Source organism: Mesorhizobium sp. B2-4-13, assembly GCF_006658535.1.
GTDB classification, from domain to species: domain Bacteria; phylum Pseudomonadota; class Alphaproteobacteria; order Rhizobiales; family Rhizobiaceae; genus Mesorhizobium; species Mesorhizobium australicum.
Genome location: NZ_VFVB01000003.1, coordinates 577,124 through 592,949 on the forward strand (window position 1 = coordinate 577,124; position 15,826 = coordinate 592,949).

Below are 15,826 nucleotides of genomic sequence, written 5' to 3' on the forward strand. Positions count from 1 at the left end.
GCAGTTTCCGAGGACCGCTTCCAAGGCACACATGCTATGGAGTGTCGGCCCAGTCTATGCGGCTTGACGCCGTCTTGTCTAAAGCGGCTTCAGGTCGCTTCGTCGCCGATCGCCTTTCGTAGGAACCCTCCGGCCCTGGACAAAGCGGCCCGCGCCGCGTCCACGTCGAGGCCGGTGATGGTCACCAGGATCGCCAACTTGACGTCCTTGCCGGTCCGGTCGAGCGCCTGCCGCGCCTGCGGCGCGGTACAGCCGGTCGTCTGCATGACCATCCTGATCGCCCGGGCCACCAGCTTCCTGTTCGATGGGTTCAGGTCGACCATCAGATTCTGGTAGCTCTTGCCGATCCGGATCATCGAGGCCGTGGTCAGCATGTTGAGCACCAGCTTCTGCGCGGTTCCCGATTTCAGCCGCGTCGAGCCGGTGAGCACTTCGGGGCCGACGACCGGCGAGATCGCGATGTCGGCGATACCGGCAATGGCCGATGCCGGATTGCAGGAGAGGGCGACCGTCGTTGCGCCGATCTGCCTGGCATGGGTCAGCCCGCCGATGACATAGGGCGTGCGTCCGCTGACCGCGATGCCGACCACCACGTCGTCGGGTGTGAGTCCGATCCCCTGCAAGGCCTTGGCGCCCATCTTCGGGTCATCCTCGGCGCCTTCGAGCGAGCGCACCAGCGCGTCGGACCCGCCGGCAATCAGGCCGACCACCATGCCTTCGGGCACGCCGAATGTCGGCGGGCATTCCGAAGCGTCGAGCACGCCAAGCCGGCCGCTGGTGCCGGCGCCCATGTAGATGAGGCGCGCGCCCCTCTGGAAGGCAAGCACGATCCGGTCCACCGCGGCGGCAATCTCGGGCAGCACCTTTTCGACGGCCGCTGGGACGACCTTGTCCTCGTCATTGATCCTGCGCAGCACGTCGAGGGTCGGCAGCAGATCGATGTCGACGGTCCTTGGGTTCCGACCCTCGGAAACCAAGCGATCCAGCTCAGACATCAATCCTTGCTCGGTCATCCCAGCGCTTTCAAAAATTCTGCCGCACGGCGCCCGGCATGACTCGACTGGCAGCCAGTGCGGACGGACCTTGGGGTCCGTCATCGCAGTTTTTCTTTGTTAACTTTTTAGAATTTGATATTCGTATCGTCAACAGAGATTTGGAATATTTTATTCCGGCCCACGTTGGCTATCCCTTGCAAACCGAACGCTTGGCAAGAATGATCGCGCCGGATGCGGCGTCGCCGTCGGCGGGCTTCAGGCGGCGGCGCACATCGGGAGAAAGCCAGGGTTCGAGCGGGCTGGCGAGGCCGCCCAGCAACGTCACGCGCGGCGCGCCCTTCTCGAACAGCACCCGCACCAGCGTGTCGATCTGTTCGGCGGCACCTTGCACGATGCGGCGCCCCACGGGGTCGCCCTGGTCGGCATGGCGCATCACCATAGGTGCAAGCGCGGCATAGTCCGTGGCGCTGGCGCGGTCCATCCAGGCGACAGCCTCCATGGGGTCGCCCGCGAAGCGCTGCATGACCTCCGCCAGCAGCGCCGTGCGCTCGTGGCGGCCGTCATGGGCGCGCAATGCCAGTTGCACGGCTTTCAGTCCAAGGTCGGCGCCGCTGCCCTCGTCGGAGATCGGAAACCCGTAGCCGCCGGCGCGCAGGTCGCGGCCCTCGACGAAGCCGAGGCCGATCGAGCCGGTCCCGGCGATGACGATGGCGCCGTCCCGGCCGGAATGCGCGCCAAGGCAGGCACCGATGCCGTCGCTGACGAAGTCGATGCTGGCAAAGGGATGCGCGATTGCCCGCAACGCCTCAAGCGCGCCTTTGCGGCCGATGCCGGCAAGGCCGATGCCGGCATGGATCTTGGCGGTTTCGGCTGGCGCGAAACCTGCTTCCTCGATCGCCGCGCCGAAAGCTTTGGCGATGGAGGCCCAGGCTGCCTCGATGCCGAGCCGCGTCGTCGCCGGCCCCGACAGGCCCTGTCCCAGCACCGTGCCTTGCGCGTCCTCGAGACGGGCGCGGCAACCGGTGCCGCCGCCATCGACGCCGAGAAAATAATCCGCTTCGGTATTCATGCGCCCAGCCGCTCGATGCCGGCGCCGCACAGGCGCAGCTTGCGGTCCAGTTGCTCGTAGCCGCGGTCGAGGTGATAGACGCGGTTGATTGTCGTCTCGCCTTCACAGACCAGCGCCGCCAGCACCAGCGACACCGAAGCCCGCAGATCGGTGGCCATCACTTGCGCGCCGTGCAATTTCTCGCCGCCGCGCACCAGCGCCATGGTGCCTTGCAGCTTGATGTTGGCGCCGAGCCGCATCAGTTCGGGCACATGCATGAAGCGGTTCTCGAAAATGGTTTCGCGCAGCAGCGACGCACCCTGGGCGCAGCACATCAGCGCCATGAACTGCGCCTGCAGGTCGGTCGGAAAGCCCGGATAGGGTTCCGTCGTCAGATCCGCGGCCTTGAGCGGTCGGTCGCGCGACACGATCAGACCGCGATCGCCTGGCCAGACGCTGACGCCGGTCGCCTCCAGCAATTGCACCACCGAGGCCATGTGCTCGAGCCGGGCGTGCGTCAGTTCGAGCTGGCCGCCGGTGATGGCGGCCGCGATGGCATAAGTGCCGGCCTCGATGCGGTCGGGGATGATGTGGTGCCTGGCGGCCTGCCAGCTGGTGTCGCCCGCGATCAGGATACGGTGTGTGCCGGCGCCCTCGATGCGCGCGCCCATGGCAACGAGGCAGGCGGCGAGATCGGCCACTTCCGGCTCGCGCGCTGCGTTCAGGATCTCGGTTTCGCCCTTGGCCGCGGTCGCCGCCATCATGGCGGTTTCCGTCGCCCCGACCGATGGCGAGGGGAGCACGATGCGCGTGCCGGTCAGCCCGTTCGGGGCCGAGGCGACGATCAGGCCGTTCTCGACGGCGATCCTGGCGCCAAGCGCGGCGAGTGCGGCGACATGCATGTCGACCGGCCGCGCGCCGATCGCGCAGCCGCCCGGCAGCGAAACCCGGGCATGGCCGAACCGCGCCAGCAACGGCGCCAGGACAAGCACCGTCGCCCGCATTTTTCGTACCGTGTCGTAGGAGGTCTCCTTGGAAACGGCGGTACTTGTGTCGATTGTGGCGGCATGGGCGGACCGGGTGATTTCGGCGCCATGAAGTCGCACCACGCCGAGCATGTTTTCGACGTCGGTCACATCGGGCAGGTTGGTCAGTTCCAGCGGGTAGGGGCTGAGCAGCGCAGCCGCGATCTGCGGCAAAGCGGCATTCTTGGCGCCCGATATGGTGACCGCGCCTTCCAATCTCCGTCCGCCGACGATCCGCAATCTGTCCATGGCTGAAACCTTGACGGCCACATCCGGTGACCTGCCCGGGGAATCCCCGAGCGACCCCGGGTCGAGCTGAGAATTAATTCTGCGTTCTTGGCTGTCAATCAAAATTGGAATAATTTATTCCTCGTCTTGCAGTGAAGAGCGAGGGATTTCCGTGTCCGTCTTAAGCAGGATCAGTGCCGAGCTCGACGGCATGGCGCCCGGCGACCGCGAGATCGGCCGTTATATCATCGACAATCCCGACCAGATGCTGCGGCTGTCGACGGCGGCACTTGCGGCCGAGATCGGCCGCAGCCAGTCTAGCGTCGTCAAGTTCAGCCAGAAGCTCGGCTATGCCAGCTATCAGGAGCTCAAGCTCGCCGTCAGCGAGGCCAAGGCGCAGGATTGGCAGGTGCCGGCCGGCGTCATCCATGGCTCGATCGAGGTGGGTGATACTTTTCCGGTCATCCTGAAGAAGCTGATCGGCAGCAAGCTGCTGTCGATGCAGCAGACCGTCGCCGCCAACAGCGAGCGCATCCTCTCCAGGACGCTGGACCTGCTTGATGGCGCGCGGCGCATCCATCTGGTCGGCGTCGGCGCCTCCTCGCTGGTGGCGCGCGATTTTTCATACAAGCTAATGAAGCTCGGCCGCAATGTGCTGCATGACAGCGACAGCCACATCCAGATGGCCAACGCCTCGACGCTCGGGCCTGACGATGTGCTGTTCGCGCTGTCCTATTCCGGCGCCAGCATCGAAACCTTGCGTATCGCGGAGCTTGCCAGCAAGCGTGGCACGACGGTGATCGCCGTCACCGGCCTGCACGACAATCCGCTGAGCCGCGTCGCCGACATCCGCCTCTACACCCTCGCCGACGAGGAACGCGCGCGCTCTTCCTCCATCACCGCGCGCGACGCGCAACTGACGCTGACCGACCTTCTGTTCATTCTGCTGGTACAGAAGCAGCCCGACGCCAACGACTACGTTCACAACAGCGAGGCGGCGGTCACGGTGCTGAAGGCCGAGCGCTCGTCTTAAGGCCTCAGACGCTTTCGAGATAGGTCTCGATCTCGAAATCGCTGACGTTGAGGGCAAACGTATTCAATTCCTGGCGTTTGCAGGCGACGAAGGAGTCGCGCAGGATCGCCGGGAATATCTCCGCCACATGCGTCCCGCTTTCAAAGGTTGCGATCGCCGACGCCCAGTCCGGCGGCAGTTTGGCCGGGGCAACGCCTTGCCCGTCATTCCCCGCCGGGTCGCCTGGCGACATCTGCTTCTCGATGCCGATCAGCGCGGCGCCCAGTATGGCGGCAAGCACGAGATAGGGGTTGGCGTCGGCTCCCGAGACGCGATGTTCGATGCGGCGCGCGCCGGTCGGGCCGCCGGGGATGCGGATCGCGACCATGCGGTTCTCGTAACCCCAGGCGACCGCGGTCGGAGCGTAGGATCTCGGGCGCAGCCTGCGGTAGGAATTGAAGTGCGGCGCGAACACCAGCGTGCTTTCGGCCATCGCCGCCAGCAGCCCGCCGACCGCGTGTCGCATGGTGTCGGAACCCTGGTCGGTGCCGTCGTCGAACACGTTGCGCCCATCGGCATCGACCAGGCTGAAATGGACATGGAAGCCGTTGCCGGCGCGGTCGCCATAGGGCTTGGCCATGAAGCAGGCGGCAAAGCCGTGTTTGCGGGCAATGCCCTTCACCGTGCGCTTGAACAACACCGCATCGTCGGCCGCCCGCAGGGCGTCGGCGACATGGTTCAGGTTGATCTCGAACTGGCCGACGCCGTTTTCGGCGATTGCCGTGTCGACGGGAATGCCTTGCGCCCGGCAGGCTTCATAGATGTCGTGGATGAACGCTTCGAAATCGTCGATTTCGTCGATCGACAGCGCCGCGTCGGAATCGAGGCGCCGTCCGGTGACCGGTGAGACCGGTCCGACCGGCCGCTGCGATTGCGGATCGACCAGATAGAATTCCAGTTCGGTCGCCGCGACCGGCGTCAGGCCGAGCGCCTTGTAGCGATCGAGGATGCGGGCCAGTGCCCGCCGGGGGTCGCCTAGATAGGGCGCTCCGCTCTCATCGGCGAGCCAGAGCGGGACGAGCGCCGTCGGATGCGCCGTCCAATCCACCGGCAGAATGCCGCGACCCGTCCATTGGCAAAGGCCATCGGCATCGCCGGTCGAGAAGACCAGGCTGTTGCCTTCGATGTCCTCGCCCCAGACGTCGAGCCCGATCAGCGAGTAGGGCATGCGCAGCTTGCCCTCCAGCGCCTTGCGGGCCTGCTCGACGGGGATGCGCTTTCCCCGCATGATGCCGTTGAGGTCGCACACCGCGGCCCTCAGGCTCTGGATGTCGCTTCGGCTTTCAAGCCAGTTCAAAACGTCCGCAATTGCATCGCTCAATTTCAAACCTCTGGTTCCCTGCGGTGTCGCATCTGAGGCGAGCACCCTATTTTTACGACAAAGCAGCTGATGAGTTCATGAAGGCACCTCCGACATCGGTCGGAAAAGTTTCCTTCATCTTTTCAAGTCATTAGCCGGTATGTCGGGAGGCATTTCAGGAACCAATTGCGCGATCTGCGATCGCAACATAGCGACAAGGCAAGGGAAAGCCAAGTGGCATCTGGGGTGCAGGAGACACCGGTTTAGCTCCTCGCTTCCGGGAACCTGACCTGCCGCAGGATGTGGGCAGCACCTTCGTCGATGTCGCGAACGATGGCCGCCCGCGCTCGCGCACCGTCCTGCGCCTCGATCGCGGCAACGACTTCCTCGTGATAGTCGATATCCAGGATGGAGGAGAGGTCGTCCTCGAACCCCACGGCGAGGTTTCTGAGAAACGGGCCGACCTGCATCCACACTGTCTCGATCAGGAAGATCATCTGCTCGTTGCCGCAATGGCGATAGATCGAGAATTTAAAATCGTGGTTCTTCCTGAGATAGTCGCCGATATCGCCTTTGCGGGCCGTCAGGGTCAGTTCTGTGCAATGGCGTCGGATCGCCCGCAGATTGTTGCCGTTGATCAGTTTCGTCGCAAGCTCGGTCGCCGGGCCTTCGAGCAGTGTGCGCACGGCGGTCAATTGCGAGAATCGCTCGGCCGAGATCACCGGCACCTCGACGCTGCCATTCGGCATCGGGCTCAGTGCACGCAATGCCTGCAGCCGCATGAAGGCACTGCGCACCGGCATGTCGCTGGTGCCGAGTTCCCTGGCGAGCTTGCGCGAGGTCAGCTTCTGGCCGGGCAGGAATTGGCCCGACATCAGGGCTCGCACAAGCTCCAGATAGACCTTCTCGTGCAAGGGCACGGTGTCGACGGCGGTCAAACCGAAATGTGTTCTGCCGGCCATTGGCGGGGCGCACCTTCATCCGTTCTGAAAATGACCTGACGACGCGCGCCGCGGACAAAGCTTAGGCTCGGCATGGTGGGAACACCCAAGCCGCCGATTGATCGGGCATGATAGACGCTTCGATCGTTGCGCGGCAAGCAACCGCCGGAGCCGGCCGGTGCGGCGGGCTGCCTTCCTTTCCGGCTATCGATCCGGAGCCGGCCCGCTCTTTTCCAACGCCAGATGCGTCAGCAAATTCCTGGTGATCCGGCCGACGTCGTTCATGGCATCGCCCGCGGGCAAGGCGCCGCACCAGGCGACCGAACTCGCGCAGAAGATCAGACCGCCCGAGGGCAGATGGCGCAGCGTCATCTCCGCGCAGCGGCGCTCGTCGCGCTCTCTGTCACCTCCTTCGTACCAGCGCGTCGCGTCATGGACGAAGCTGTCCGGGAATCCGGTCGCGCGGGCAATGACCATGGTGTCGGGGGATGTGCCCAGATGCGGGTCGGTGGCATCGACCTCGTAGCCGGCGGCGCCTCCAAGCACGATGCCCTCGTCGCCGAAGGTCTCGCTGGTGACGCCGTCGAACAACCACGCGGCCGAGGGCTGACGGCTTTCCGGCGTACGCGTGAAAGGCCGCGCGCCATCGAAACCCATCAGCGAGATGGCGACGCCGGTCAGCGAGAACTCGCCGCGCCCGCTGGCGCGCAGGTAGCCTCCCGGCTGGTTGGTAATCGACAGTGACTGTTCGGCGATGGGGCCGTCCCAGGTCCGGCCCGCCTCGAGCGGCGAGCGGCGCAATTCCATCAGATCGTCCTGGAACGCCACCTTGCCGGCAAAGCCATTGCCGCCGAGATAGGCGATGCTGCCGCCCGCCGCCGCGAATTGGCGCAGCGCATGCTCCATCTCGACCGACATGTATTCGGGATGGCTGCCGGTGATGACCGCCTGATACTCCTGCAGGCCGGCAAGACCCAGTTCGTGCAGGTCGCGGTCGGTGATGAGATCGAAGGCGATATCATTGTTGTGGCAGAAGCGTAGAAAATGCAGGTCGACCGGCAGATTGTGCGGGCAGCCGCAGAGCGGATACTTGTAGTCGTCACGCAGCGTCGCCTTGGGCTTCCTGGTGAAACAGATCGACACGCCGCTGAGGTCGCTGTGATAGTCGTAGAGCGACTTCAGATTGTTATCGATCGCGAAGCGATGGCCGCGATCTTCGCACATCCATTCGTAGAGATGCGCCGGCAGGAATTCGTCCGCGTAAGCGAGATAGGTGGCCGTCGGCACCAGGAACAACAACGGCGCCCGGCGCTCCGACGAAGTGATGAAGAAGACGATACGCTCCGATCCTTCATCGTGACCGACCTCGAAGGCATAGACCCCGGCCGGCGCCTCGGCGGGAACCTGCAATTGGTATGAGGCCGGCCACTGCAACGCCCCCATGTCGTCGTCATGGCAATGCACGGCGTCGTAATGCGACGGCACCAGCCGGGGGTCGAAACTCGACCCGTCCCAGCGGCGCGAGGTCATGCAGAAGGCGGGCTGGTTGATCGTCTCCAGGAAGAGGACGCGATCGGTGCCTGTCGAGGCGAGCGGGCCGCTCGGCAGCAGGGTTGGAAACGTCCAGGCGATACGACCGGCCGCGGTTTGCAGGGAGACCGCCGAGAATTTCGCGTTGAGCGACCTGACATCGTTTGCCGTGCTGGTGCCGAAGACCATGTCACCGGGCAGGAGCCGCCACGGCAGGTCGAATCGACGATCCAGGCGAAACGGCGACAGGAGATCGTCCGAATCGATCCGCAGCACGGTCGCGCCGTCGCTCGACGAAATCTCGACCTTGAGCCAGGTGTTTGCCGGCAAGACCACGCCGCTATCGAGCGAGTTGCCGTCGTCGCCTGATATCAGCCGTCCGTCCTGCAAGCCGAGGCGCAGGTTTTCGCTCTCGAACAGCACGCGCGCGCCATCGTTGCGGGTCAAGTATACTTCGAAGGCGACGCCTTCGATCTCGGTGGCCTTGGCGAGTTCCGCAGCCGCAACCCTGAGGAAGGATCCGTGATCGAAATCGCGATGGGACACGGCATTTCCCGTCGGCTCGACGCGCCAGCCCATCGGCTCGGCCGCTTGCGTGTCGAGCCGTACGACGCGCACGTCGCGTACCGGCCGCGACGACGAGACATGAAGGGCGACTGGTGTTCCGGCCGCTGTATGCCAGGGAACGGTATAGCCTGAGACGGCCATGGCGCCGTGATCGACGGGGCGTTTCATCGCCGCATAAATCCGCGTCGCGATCCCGGCTGTCGCACTCTCATCGATGGCAAACTGGACAATTCTTTTCATACCTTTGGGTCTGGAGGGCCTATATCCCCGCGGCCTTGCTTGCTGACGAAGTTCGTAGAAATCTCGCTCAGCCATCGATGGCCACCGGCAAATGCGAGTTCTAGGCGTCCATCGCAGCATCCGCTTGGTGCCTGATCCACGACGACATTATCGCGATCGTCCGAAACCGGACAGTCGTTCTCGTAGGTTGGCCTCTTCACAAAACTTGACCTCCACGCACTTGCACGTCCGGCCGCTCTCTGGCTTTTTGGGGTACCCATCCGAACGGACTGATTCGCGTCATGCCGCTCGATTGCAATGTCTTGCAGGCAGTCTGTTTGTGGGTCGTGAAGCGCGCGCAATTGGCGAAGGAGAAGCAGGCATGGCCGAGTTCAAGAAGCCGGAAATCTCCGAGATGAGACCCAAGATCACCGTGATCGGCGTCGGCGGCGGCGGCGGCAACGCGATCAACAACATGATCGTGGAACAGCTTCAGGGAACCGAGTTCATTGCCGCCAACACCGATGCCCAGGCGCTGACCATGTCGAAGGCGACGCGGCTGATCCAGCTTGGCGCGCACGTCACGGAAGGCCTTGGCGCCGGCTCGTTGCCCGAGATCGGCCGTGCCGCGGCCGAAGAATCGCTGGACGAGATCATGGATCATCTGGCCGGCACCCACATGTGTTTCGTCACTGCCGGCATGGGCGGCGGCACCGGAACCGGTGCGGCCCCGATCATCGCCCAGGCGGCGCGCAAGGCCGGCATCCTGACGGTCGGCGTCGTCACCAAGCCGTTCACCTTCGAGGGCAGGCGCCGCATGCAGATGGCCGAAGAAGGCATCGAGCGGCTGCGCGAGGCCGCCGACACCGTCATCGTGATCCCCAACCAGAACCTGTTCCGGATCGCCGATGCCAAGACCACTTTTGCCGATGCCTTCGTCATCGCCGACAGGGTGCTTTATTCCGGCGTCAGCTGCATCACCGACCTCATCGTCAAGGAAGGCCTGATCAATCTCGACTTCGCTGACGTCAAATCGGTGATGCGCGGCATGGGCCGCGCCATGATGGGAACCGGCGAGGCTTCGGGCGAAGGCCGGGCGATGAAGGCGGCGGAAGCCGCGATCGCCAATCCGCTGCTCGACGAAATGTCGATGAAGGGCGCCAAGGGCGTGCTGGTGTCGATTTCGGGCGGCCGGGACATGACCCTGTTCGAGGTCGACGAGGCGGCCACGCGCATCCGTGAAGAGGTCTATGAGGACGCCGACATCATCGTCGGCGCCATCTTCGACAAGAGCATGGAAGGCCGCTTCAGGGTCTCGGTGGTGGCGACGGGCCTCGATCGTTCGCTCAGCGAGGGTGATGCCGATGCCGGCATGGCACATGGCCATTCCGTGTCGTCCGCCGCACGGACCTTGCAGTAACCTTTCTCTTCGATTGACCTCCCGGGCAGGCGACCCGCGGTATCTGCCGCGTCCCGGGGCAGAAAAATTGCTCTTCAGGACGCCTTCTCGCCGATGAACTCGAATCGCTCGATCTCGCATTCGCGCGCGGCCAGCGCCAGGATTTCCGTCGAGGGTTCGGCGGCGTCGGACTGCCTCCATTCGAGATTGAACGAGTACACGAAGCGGTCGCGGCTGGGATCATGCTCGATCTTGGCAAGGCGCGCGCCGTAGCCGAGCGGCCGCACCATCTCCGGAAGGTCAGGTGGGGATTCTTTTGCCCAGGAAACCGACAGGATCGCATGGTGGTCGCGCGGCAACTTGAGATCGACCCATTTCAACACCTGAAGTGTCAGTAGCGTCAGCACGGTTGCAATTGCCGCAAGACCAAACTGGCCGCCGCCAACGGCAAGTCCGATCATCGTCATGATCCACATGGTGGCCGCGGTGGTGATTCCAGTTACGAGATCGCCGCGCCGAAGGATGGCGCCGCCGCCGATGAAGCCGACGCCGGTCAGCACGCCAAGCGGCAGACGCAGCACGTCCATGCTGGCGAAGAAGTCCATTCCCTTGCCCGTGGTATCTAGCAGTATGTTGGCCTGGATCATGGCCACAGCGGCCGCCAGGGCGACCAGGATGGTCGTGCGAAGCCCGGCGGTGTGGCCACGCGCTTCCCTGTTCAGGCCGATGAGGAAACCAGCCAGCAGCGCAAGCAGCAACCGGGCGACAAGATCGGGCCATGTCGGATGAAGTGGCATATCGCAGCAAAGCGGCTCGAACATCGCCCTGTCAGGGCGGCGCTGGTGCTCCGCCCTCCATTTTTCCCAGGATTTCGGCGCCCTCGCTGACGACGTTGCTTGCGGCTGGCCGGTACGTCGCGACCTCGGGCTGTCGATGTAAGAACCTTTTTGCCCGCCTGAGGTTCCCGGCCGAACCGTCGCGCGGCAGCGGACCAAACGCCACGCGATTTGAAGGTGGCGCTTGACTTCGGCCGATCCGTGTGAAAAATTTTGCAGCAACTGATAAAAATATCACCGGGACGGAAACGTGGTTGGTTTTGGAAACGGCCTTTTGCGGGACGATGATGCCAGCATGGCGGCGCGGGCCGCGTGGCTTCATTACGCCGGCGGCCTGACCCAGTCCGAGGTCGCCAAGCGGCTGGGGCTGACCAGCCTCAAGGCGCACCGCCTCATCACCAAGGCCAACCAGGAAGGCCTGGTGAAGGTCTATATCGACGGCGAAGTGTCGGAATGCGTCGAGCTCGAGGACGAATTGTCCCGCCGCTACGGCCTCGACTATTGCGAGGTGGTTCCGGATTTCGATTCCGAGGATCTGCCGCTCAAGGCGCTCGGCATCGCCGGCGCGCAGTTCCTCAAGCGCGAGATCGAGCGCGGCGAGCAGGCGCTGATCGGCGTCGGCCATGGCCGCACGCTCGCGGCCTGCGTGGAATATCTGCCGCGCACCACCACCGACCGCATCCGTTTCGTCTCGCTGCTTGGTGGCCTGACGCGGAAATTCTCGGCCAACCCGCATGATGTCATCCACCGTCTCGCCGAACGCACCGGTGCCGAAGCCTATGTGATGCCGGTGCCGATGTTCGCCAACACGGCGGAGGACCGCATCGTGCTGCTGGGCCAGAAGGGCATTAGTGAGGTCTTCGATCTCGCCAGATCTGCCGACCTGTTGTTTGCGGGCATCGGCACCGCCGAACGCGAGGCTTCGCTTGTCGCCACCGGCATGATCGAGAAGGGCGAGATGGAGGAGATCCGTCGCAATGGCGGTGTCGGCGAATTGCTCGGCCATTTCTTTGACGAGGCCGGCAAGGCAGTGGCGACGACCGTTTCCAACCGGGCGCTGGCACTGGCGCGCGAGGATATCGCCAGCCGCCGGATTGTCGCCGTCGCTGGCGGCAGGATCAAGGTTCGCGCCATCAAGTCGGTGCTGGAGGGGCGCTATCTCAAGGGCCTGATAACCGACGAGCGCACGGCGCGATCGCTCGTGGAAGAGACGCCGGTCGGGTAGCCGGCAACAGTCCAGTTGAAACTACCCTGTGGAGGAGAAGACGAAATGCATGAGAAAGAGAAAGACCTCATAGACGCCTTCCTGCGCGGACAAGTCGACCGTCGCGGATTGATCAAGGGCCTGGGTGCCATGGGCCTCGCAGCCGGCACCGCCGGCACGCTGCTCAACCTCGGCCAGACCCGCGCGCTTGCCGCGGACTTCGACTGGCAGGCGCATAAGGGCAAGACCATCAAGCTCTTGCTTAACAAGCATCCATATGCCGACGCCATGATCGCCAATCTTGAGAACTTCAAGAAGCTGACCGGCATGAACGTCGTCTACGACGTATTCCCCGAAGACGTCTATTTCGACAAGGTGACGGCCGCATTGTCGGCGAGCTCGCCCGAATATGATGCCTTCATGACCGGCGCGTACATGACCTGGACCTATGGCCCAGCCGGCTGGATCACCGACCTCAACGAATGGATCAAGGATCCGGCCAAGACCAACCCGAACTATGCTTGGGACGACTTCCTGCCAGGCGTCAAGAATTCCTGCGCCTGGAACGGCAAGCCGGGCGGAGCTTTGGGATCGGAAGACGCCAAGCAGTGGTGCATTCCGTGGGGGTTCGAGCAGAACAACATCACCTACAACAAGGCGATGTTCGACAAGGCGGGCGTCAAGGTTCCCGGCAATATGGACGAGATGGTGGCCGCTGCCGCCAAGCTCACCAAGGATGTCGGCGGCGGCGTCTACGGCATTGGTGTGCGCGGCTCGCGCTCCTGGGCGACCATACACCCGGGGTTCCTGTCGGCCTACGCCAATTTCGATCAGAAGGACCTGAACGTGTCGGCCGACGGTAAATTGTCGGCCGCCATGAACACCGCCCAGTCCAAGGCTTTCCACAAGCAGTGGGTGCAGATGATCCAGGAGAGCGGCCCGAAGGACTGGTCGACCTACACCTGGTACCAGGTCGGCACCGATCTGGGCGCCGGCGCCTCGGCGATGATCTTCGACGCCGATATCCTTGGCTACTTCATGAATGGTGGCGACAACAAGATGGCCGGCAAGCTTGCCTTCGCCGCCTTCAAGGCGAATCCGGAGGCCAAGGCACCAACGCCGAACATCTGGATCTGGTCGCTGTCGATGTCCAACTTCTCCAAGGACAAGGACGCCACATGGTACTTCATGCAATGGGCCTCCGGACCTGAGCATGCGCTGTTCGGCGCCACCAAGATGGATTTTGTCAACCCAGTCCGCCAGTCGGTCTGGAAAGATGAGGTCTTCCGCGAGAAGCTGAACAAGAGCTATCCGGGCTATGTCGAGATGTTCGACGCCTCGGCACCCGGCGCCTCGATCAAGTTCACGGCGCAGCCGTTGTTCTTCGATCTCACCACCGAATGGGCGGCGACGCTGCAGAAGATGGTGTCCAAGGAAGTGCCGGTCGACGAGGGCCTCGACAAGCTCGCCGAGAGCATCAACGGCCAGCTCAAGGAAGCCGGCCTCGGTTAAGTCGCAACGAGGGCCGGCCTGCTTGGCGGTTCGGCCCTCGCAACATCTTTCATGTTTGCGATGCGGTGCCGAAAGGTGGCCGCCATTTCGCCCCACCGGCCGCCTTGCTCCCTTGGGCGGCCGGCCGGGCGAAGCGACAGCAACAACGGAGCAGCTCGATGACTGCGGTGGTATCGCAAAGGCTCAAGCCATCCGGCTTCAGGATCAGCAAGCGGGTGCTGCCCTATGTGCTCAGCCTGCCGGCCTTGCTGGTCTGCATAGGCATCCTGATCCCGTTCCTGACCTCGGTCGTTTACTCGTTCCAACGCTATCGTCTGAGCCAGCCCTGGGCGCGCCAGTTCAACTGGGGCGACAACTACATCTCCTTCTTCACCGACCCGAAATTCTGGAACACGTTGAAAGTGTCGCTGCTCTATGCCGGCACCACGGTCGTGCTGGAACTGCTTCTCGGTCTCGCCATCGCGCTGCTGCTGCAGAAGCGCTCGACGCTCAACAACTTCATCTCGATCATGCTGTTGATGCCGCTGATGACGGCGCCGGCGCTCGCCGCACTAATGTGGAAGCTGATGACCAATCCGGGCTTCGGCGTGCTGAGCTATCTCGCCAGCCTCATCGGGCTGCAGGATTTTCGCTGGGCGTCGTCACCGTCGACGGCGCTGTTCACCGTCGTGCTGGTCGACATCTGGGTCTACACGCCCTTCATCATGATCCTGCTGCTTGCCGGCCTGCGCAGCCTGCCGACGCAGCCCTTCGAGGCCGCCGCGCTCGACGGCGTGCCGAGGAGCTTCGTCTTCTTCCGCATCACCTTGCCGATGCTGACGCCCTACATCCTGACGGCGACCTTGTTTCGCCTGCTCGATTCCATCCAGCAGTTCGACATCATCTACGCCATGACACAGGGCGGGCCGGGCGACACACTGACCGTGTTCCAGGTCGAGGCCTATCTCAACTTCTTCCAGTCGACCAATGTCGGCCGCTCGGCGGCGCTGATGATCATCCTGTGGGCGATCACCTATTTCCTCTCCAACATCTTCATCAAGAACTGGCTCAGGCTGCGCGAACGCGCCCGCGGCCAGGCATAGGAGGCGGCGATGGAACATACCTCGCTTTTCGAACGCATCCTGCGCGGCGCGGCACTGACGCTGGTCGTGATCTTCTTCATGTTCCCGATCCTGTGGATCTTCATGATGTCGTTCCAGACCAACGAGACCATTCTGCGCATCCCGCCGCAGCTCATCTTCGAACCGACGCTCGCCAACTACACGGCGTTGATCACCGGCAAGCTGATGACGGCCGCCGGCACGCTCGACATCGCCTTCATGCGCAACCTCTGGAACTCGGTATTCCTGTCGGTGACCTCGGTGGCGGTTTCACTGCTGCTCGGCGTGCCGGCGGCCTACGCCTTCGCGCGCCACAAATTTCGCGGTTCGGAAGACATCGCCTTCACGCTGCTGTCGTTCAAGTTCGCGCCGGCACTTCTGGTGCTGCTGCCGCTGACCCTCTATTTCCAGAAGCTCGGCCTGGCCAACACCTATATCGGGCTGATCTGGGTCTACCAGCTGATCTGCCTGCCGCTGATCCTGTGGATCGTGCGCGGCTATTTCGAGGATATTCCGGCCGACATCGAATATGCCTACCGCATCGGCGGCCATTCCTGGTTCGCCACCTTTCGCAAGATCGCGCTGCCGCTCGCCGGCCCTGGCATCGCGGCGGCCGGCCTGCTTGCCTTCATCTTCGCCTGGAACAATTTCGTTTTCGCGCTGGTGTTGGCTTCGGCCGACAAGCAGCCGGTGACGGTCGGCGCGTTGGCCTTCATCACTTCATCGGGCATCCAGTACGGCCAGATTTCGGCGGCCATAGTCTTGTCGATCACGCCGACGCTGGCGCTCGCCCTTTACGCACAGCGCTATCTGGTCGAGGGCCTGTCGCTCGGCGCGGTGAAAGGATAGA

13 protein-coding genes are annotated in these 15,826 nt (G+C 63.5%); 6 read left to right on the forward strand and 7 right to left on the reverse strand.

Translation table 11 applies throughout. The features are described from left to right. Positions 1-89: 89 nt before the first annotated feature. The 3 genes from murQ to murA all read right to left on the reverse strand — a co-directional run bounded on the left by murQ (position 90) and on the right by murA (position 3,317). Positions 90-1,013 (reverse strand): N-acetylmuramic acid 6-phosphate etherase, encoded by a 924-nt coding sequence (gene murQ, locus FJ936_RS10805; protein WP_140787971.1) that lies wholly within the window; start codon positions 1,011-1,013, stop codon positions 90-92. A gap of 169 nt (positions 1,014-1,182) precedes the next feature. Next, positions 1,183-2,064 carry an N-acetylglucosamine kinase gene (locus FJ936_RS10810; RefSeq protein WP_140787973.1) on the reverse strand — a complete coding sequence of 294 codons (882 nt, stop codon included), beginning with the start codon at positions 2,062-2,064 and terminating at the stop codon, positions 1,183-1,185. Next, complete coding sequence (murA, locus tag FJ936_RS10815) at positions 2,061-3,317, reverse strand: UDP-N-acetylglucosamine 1-carboxyvinyltransferase (protein WP_141906553.1); 1,257 nt, start codon at positions 3,315-3,317, stop codon at positions 2,061-2,063. The genes FJ936_RS10810 and murA overlap by 4 nt, the downstream gene beginning before the upstream one ends. A 151-nt stretch (positions 3,318-3,468) precedes the next feature. On the opposite strand from murA, the gene FJ936_RS10820 reads away from it, so the two are divergent. Beyond that, positions 3,469-4,329, forward strand: a complete 861-nt coding sequence (locus FJ936_RS10820; RefSeq protein WP_140661518.1) for a MurR/RpiR family transcriptional regulator — start codon at positions 3,469-3,471, stop codon at positions 4,327-4,329. A 4-nt stretch (positions 4,330-4,333) separates the two neighbouring features. On the opposite strand, the gene FJ936_RS10825 is transcribed toward FJ936_RS10820, so the two are convergent. The 3 genes from FJ936_RS10825 to FJ936_RS10835 all read right to left on the reverse strand — a co-directional run bounded on the left by FJ936_RS10825 (position 4,334) and on the right by FJ936_RS10835 (position 8,874). Beyond that, the gene (locus FJ936_RS10825) at positions 4,334-5,689 is read right to left on the reverse strand and encodes a glutamine synthetase family protein (RefSeq protein WP_141906554.1); all 1,356 of its coding nucleotides are present in this window, start codon (positions 5,687-5,689) and stop codon (positions 4,334-4,336) included. Between the two features lie 242 nt (positions 5,690-5,931). Continuing rightward, positions 5,932-6,630, reverse strand: coding sequence for a GntR family transcriptional regulator (locus tag FJ936_RS10830; RefSeq protein ID WP_015318974.1), 699 nt, complete (start codon positions 6,628-6,630; stop codon positions 5,932-5,934). A gap of 183 nt (positions 6,631-6,813) precedes the next feature. Continuing rightward, positions 6,814-8,874: a N,N-dimethylformamidase beta subunit family domain-containing protein gene (locus FJ936_RS10835; protein WP_141906555.1), complete on the reverse strand. Its 2,061-nt coding sequence runs from the start codon at positions 8,872-8,874 to the stop codon at positions 6,814-6,816. Between the two features lie 433 nt (positions 8,875-9,307). On the opposite strand from FJ936_RS10835, the gene ftsZ reads away from it, so the two are divergent. Beyond that, the gene (gene ftsZ / locus FJ936_RS10840) at positions 9,308-10,345 is read left to right on the forward strand and encodes a cell division protein FtsZ (protein ID WP_141906556.1); all 1,038 of its coding nucleotides are present in this window, start codon (positions 9,308-9,310) and stop codon (positions 10,343-10,345) included. 74 nt (positions 10,346-10,419) lie between these two features. Here ftsZ and FJ936_RS10845 read toward each other — a convergent pair whose 3' ends face one another. After that, the gene (locus FJ936_RS10845; protein WP_141906557.1) at positions 10,420-11,145 is read right to left on the reverse strand and encodes an MgtC/SapB family protein; all 726 of its coding nucleotides are present in this window, start codon (positions 11,143-11,145) and stop codon (positions 10,420-10,422) included. Between the two features lie 265 nt (positions 11,146-11,410). Here FJ936_RS10845 and FJ936_RS10850 point away from each other — a divergent pair, with 265 nt between their 5' ends. From FJ936_RS10850 to FJ936_RS10865, 4 genes are all read left to right on the forward strand, one after another. After that, entirely contained in the window at positions 11,411-12,385 is a 975-nt protein-coding gene (locus FJ936_RS10850; protein ID WP_015318970.1) for a sugar-binding transcriptional regulator, read from the forward strand. 45 nt (positions 12,386-12,430) lie between these two features. Then, positions 12,431-13,876, forward strand: coding sequence for an extracellular solute-binding protein (locus tag FJ936_RS10855; protein WP_141906558.1), 1,446 nt, complete (start codon positions 12,431-12,433; stop codon positions 13,874-13,876). Between the two features lie 158 nt (positions 13,877-14,034). Continuing rightward, positions 14,035-14,958, forward strand: a complete 924-nt coding sequence (locus tag FJ936_RS10860) for a sugar ABC transporter permease (protein ID WP_015318968.1) — start codon at positions 14,035-14,037, stop codon at positions 14,956-14,958. A 9-nt stretch (positions 14,959-14,967) separates the two neighbouring features. Further along, complete coding sequence (locus FJ936_RS10865; RefSeq protein ID WP_140715182.1) at positions 14,968-15,825, forward strand: carbohydrate ABC transporter permease; 858 nt, start codon at positions 14,968-14,970, stop codon at positions 15,823-15,825. Position 15,826: the final 1 nt, after the last annotated feature.

What these genes read in the sequence shown, in the direction of transcription:
- FJ936_RS10835 (WP_141906555.1), bottom strand. Translation starts at nt 8,874, where the DNA reads ATGAAACGCCCCGTCGATCACGGCGCCATGGCCGTCTCAGGCTATACC.
- FJ936_RS10860 (WP_015318968.1), top strand. Translation starts at nt 14,035, where the DNA reads ATGACTGCGGTGGTATCGCAAAGGCTCAAGCCATCCGGCTTCAGGATC.
- murA (WP_141906553.1), bottom strand. Translation starts at nt 3,317, where the DNA reads ATGGACAGATTGCGGATCGTCGGCGGACGGAGATTGGAAGGCGCGGTC.
- FJ936_RS10865 (WP_140715182.1), top strand. Translation starts at nt 14,968, where the DNA reads ATGGAACATACCTCGCTTTTCGAACGCATCCTGCGCGGCGCGGCACTG.
- murQ (WP_140787971.1), bottom strand. Translation starts at nt 1,013, where the DNA reads ATGACCGAGCAAGGATTGATGTCTGAGCTGGATCGCTTGGTTTCCGAG.
- FJ936_RS10845 (WP_141906557.1), bottom strand. Translation starts at nt 11,145, where the DNA reads ATGTTCGAGCCGCTTTGCTGCGATATGCCACTTCATCCGACATGGCCC.
- FJ936_RS10810 (WP_140787973.1), bottom strand. Translation starts at nt 2,064, where the DNA reads ATGAATACCGAAGCGGATTATTTTCTCGGCGTCGATGGCGGCGGCACC.
- FJ936_RS10855 (WP_141906558.1), top strand. Translation starts at nt 12,431, where the DNA reads ATGCATGAGAAAGAGAAAGACCTCATAGACGCCTTCCTGCGCGGACAA.
- FJ936_RS10830 (WP_015318974.1), bottom strand. Translation starts at nt 6,630, where the DNA reads ATGGCCGGCAGAACACATTTCGGTTTGACCGCCGTCGACACCGTGCCC.
- ftsZ (WP_141906556.1), top strand. Translation starts at nt 9,308, where the DNA reads ATGGCCGAGTTCAAGAAGCCGGAAATCTCCGAGATGAGACCCAAGATC.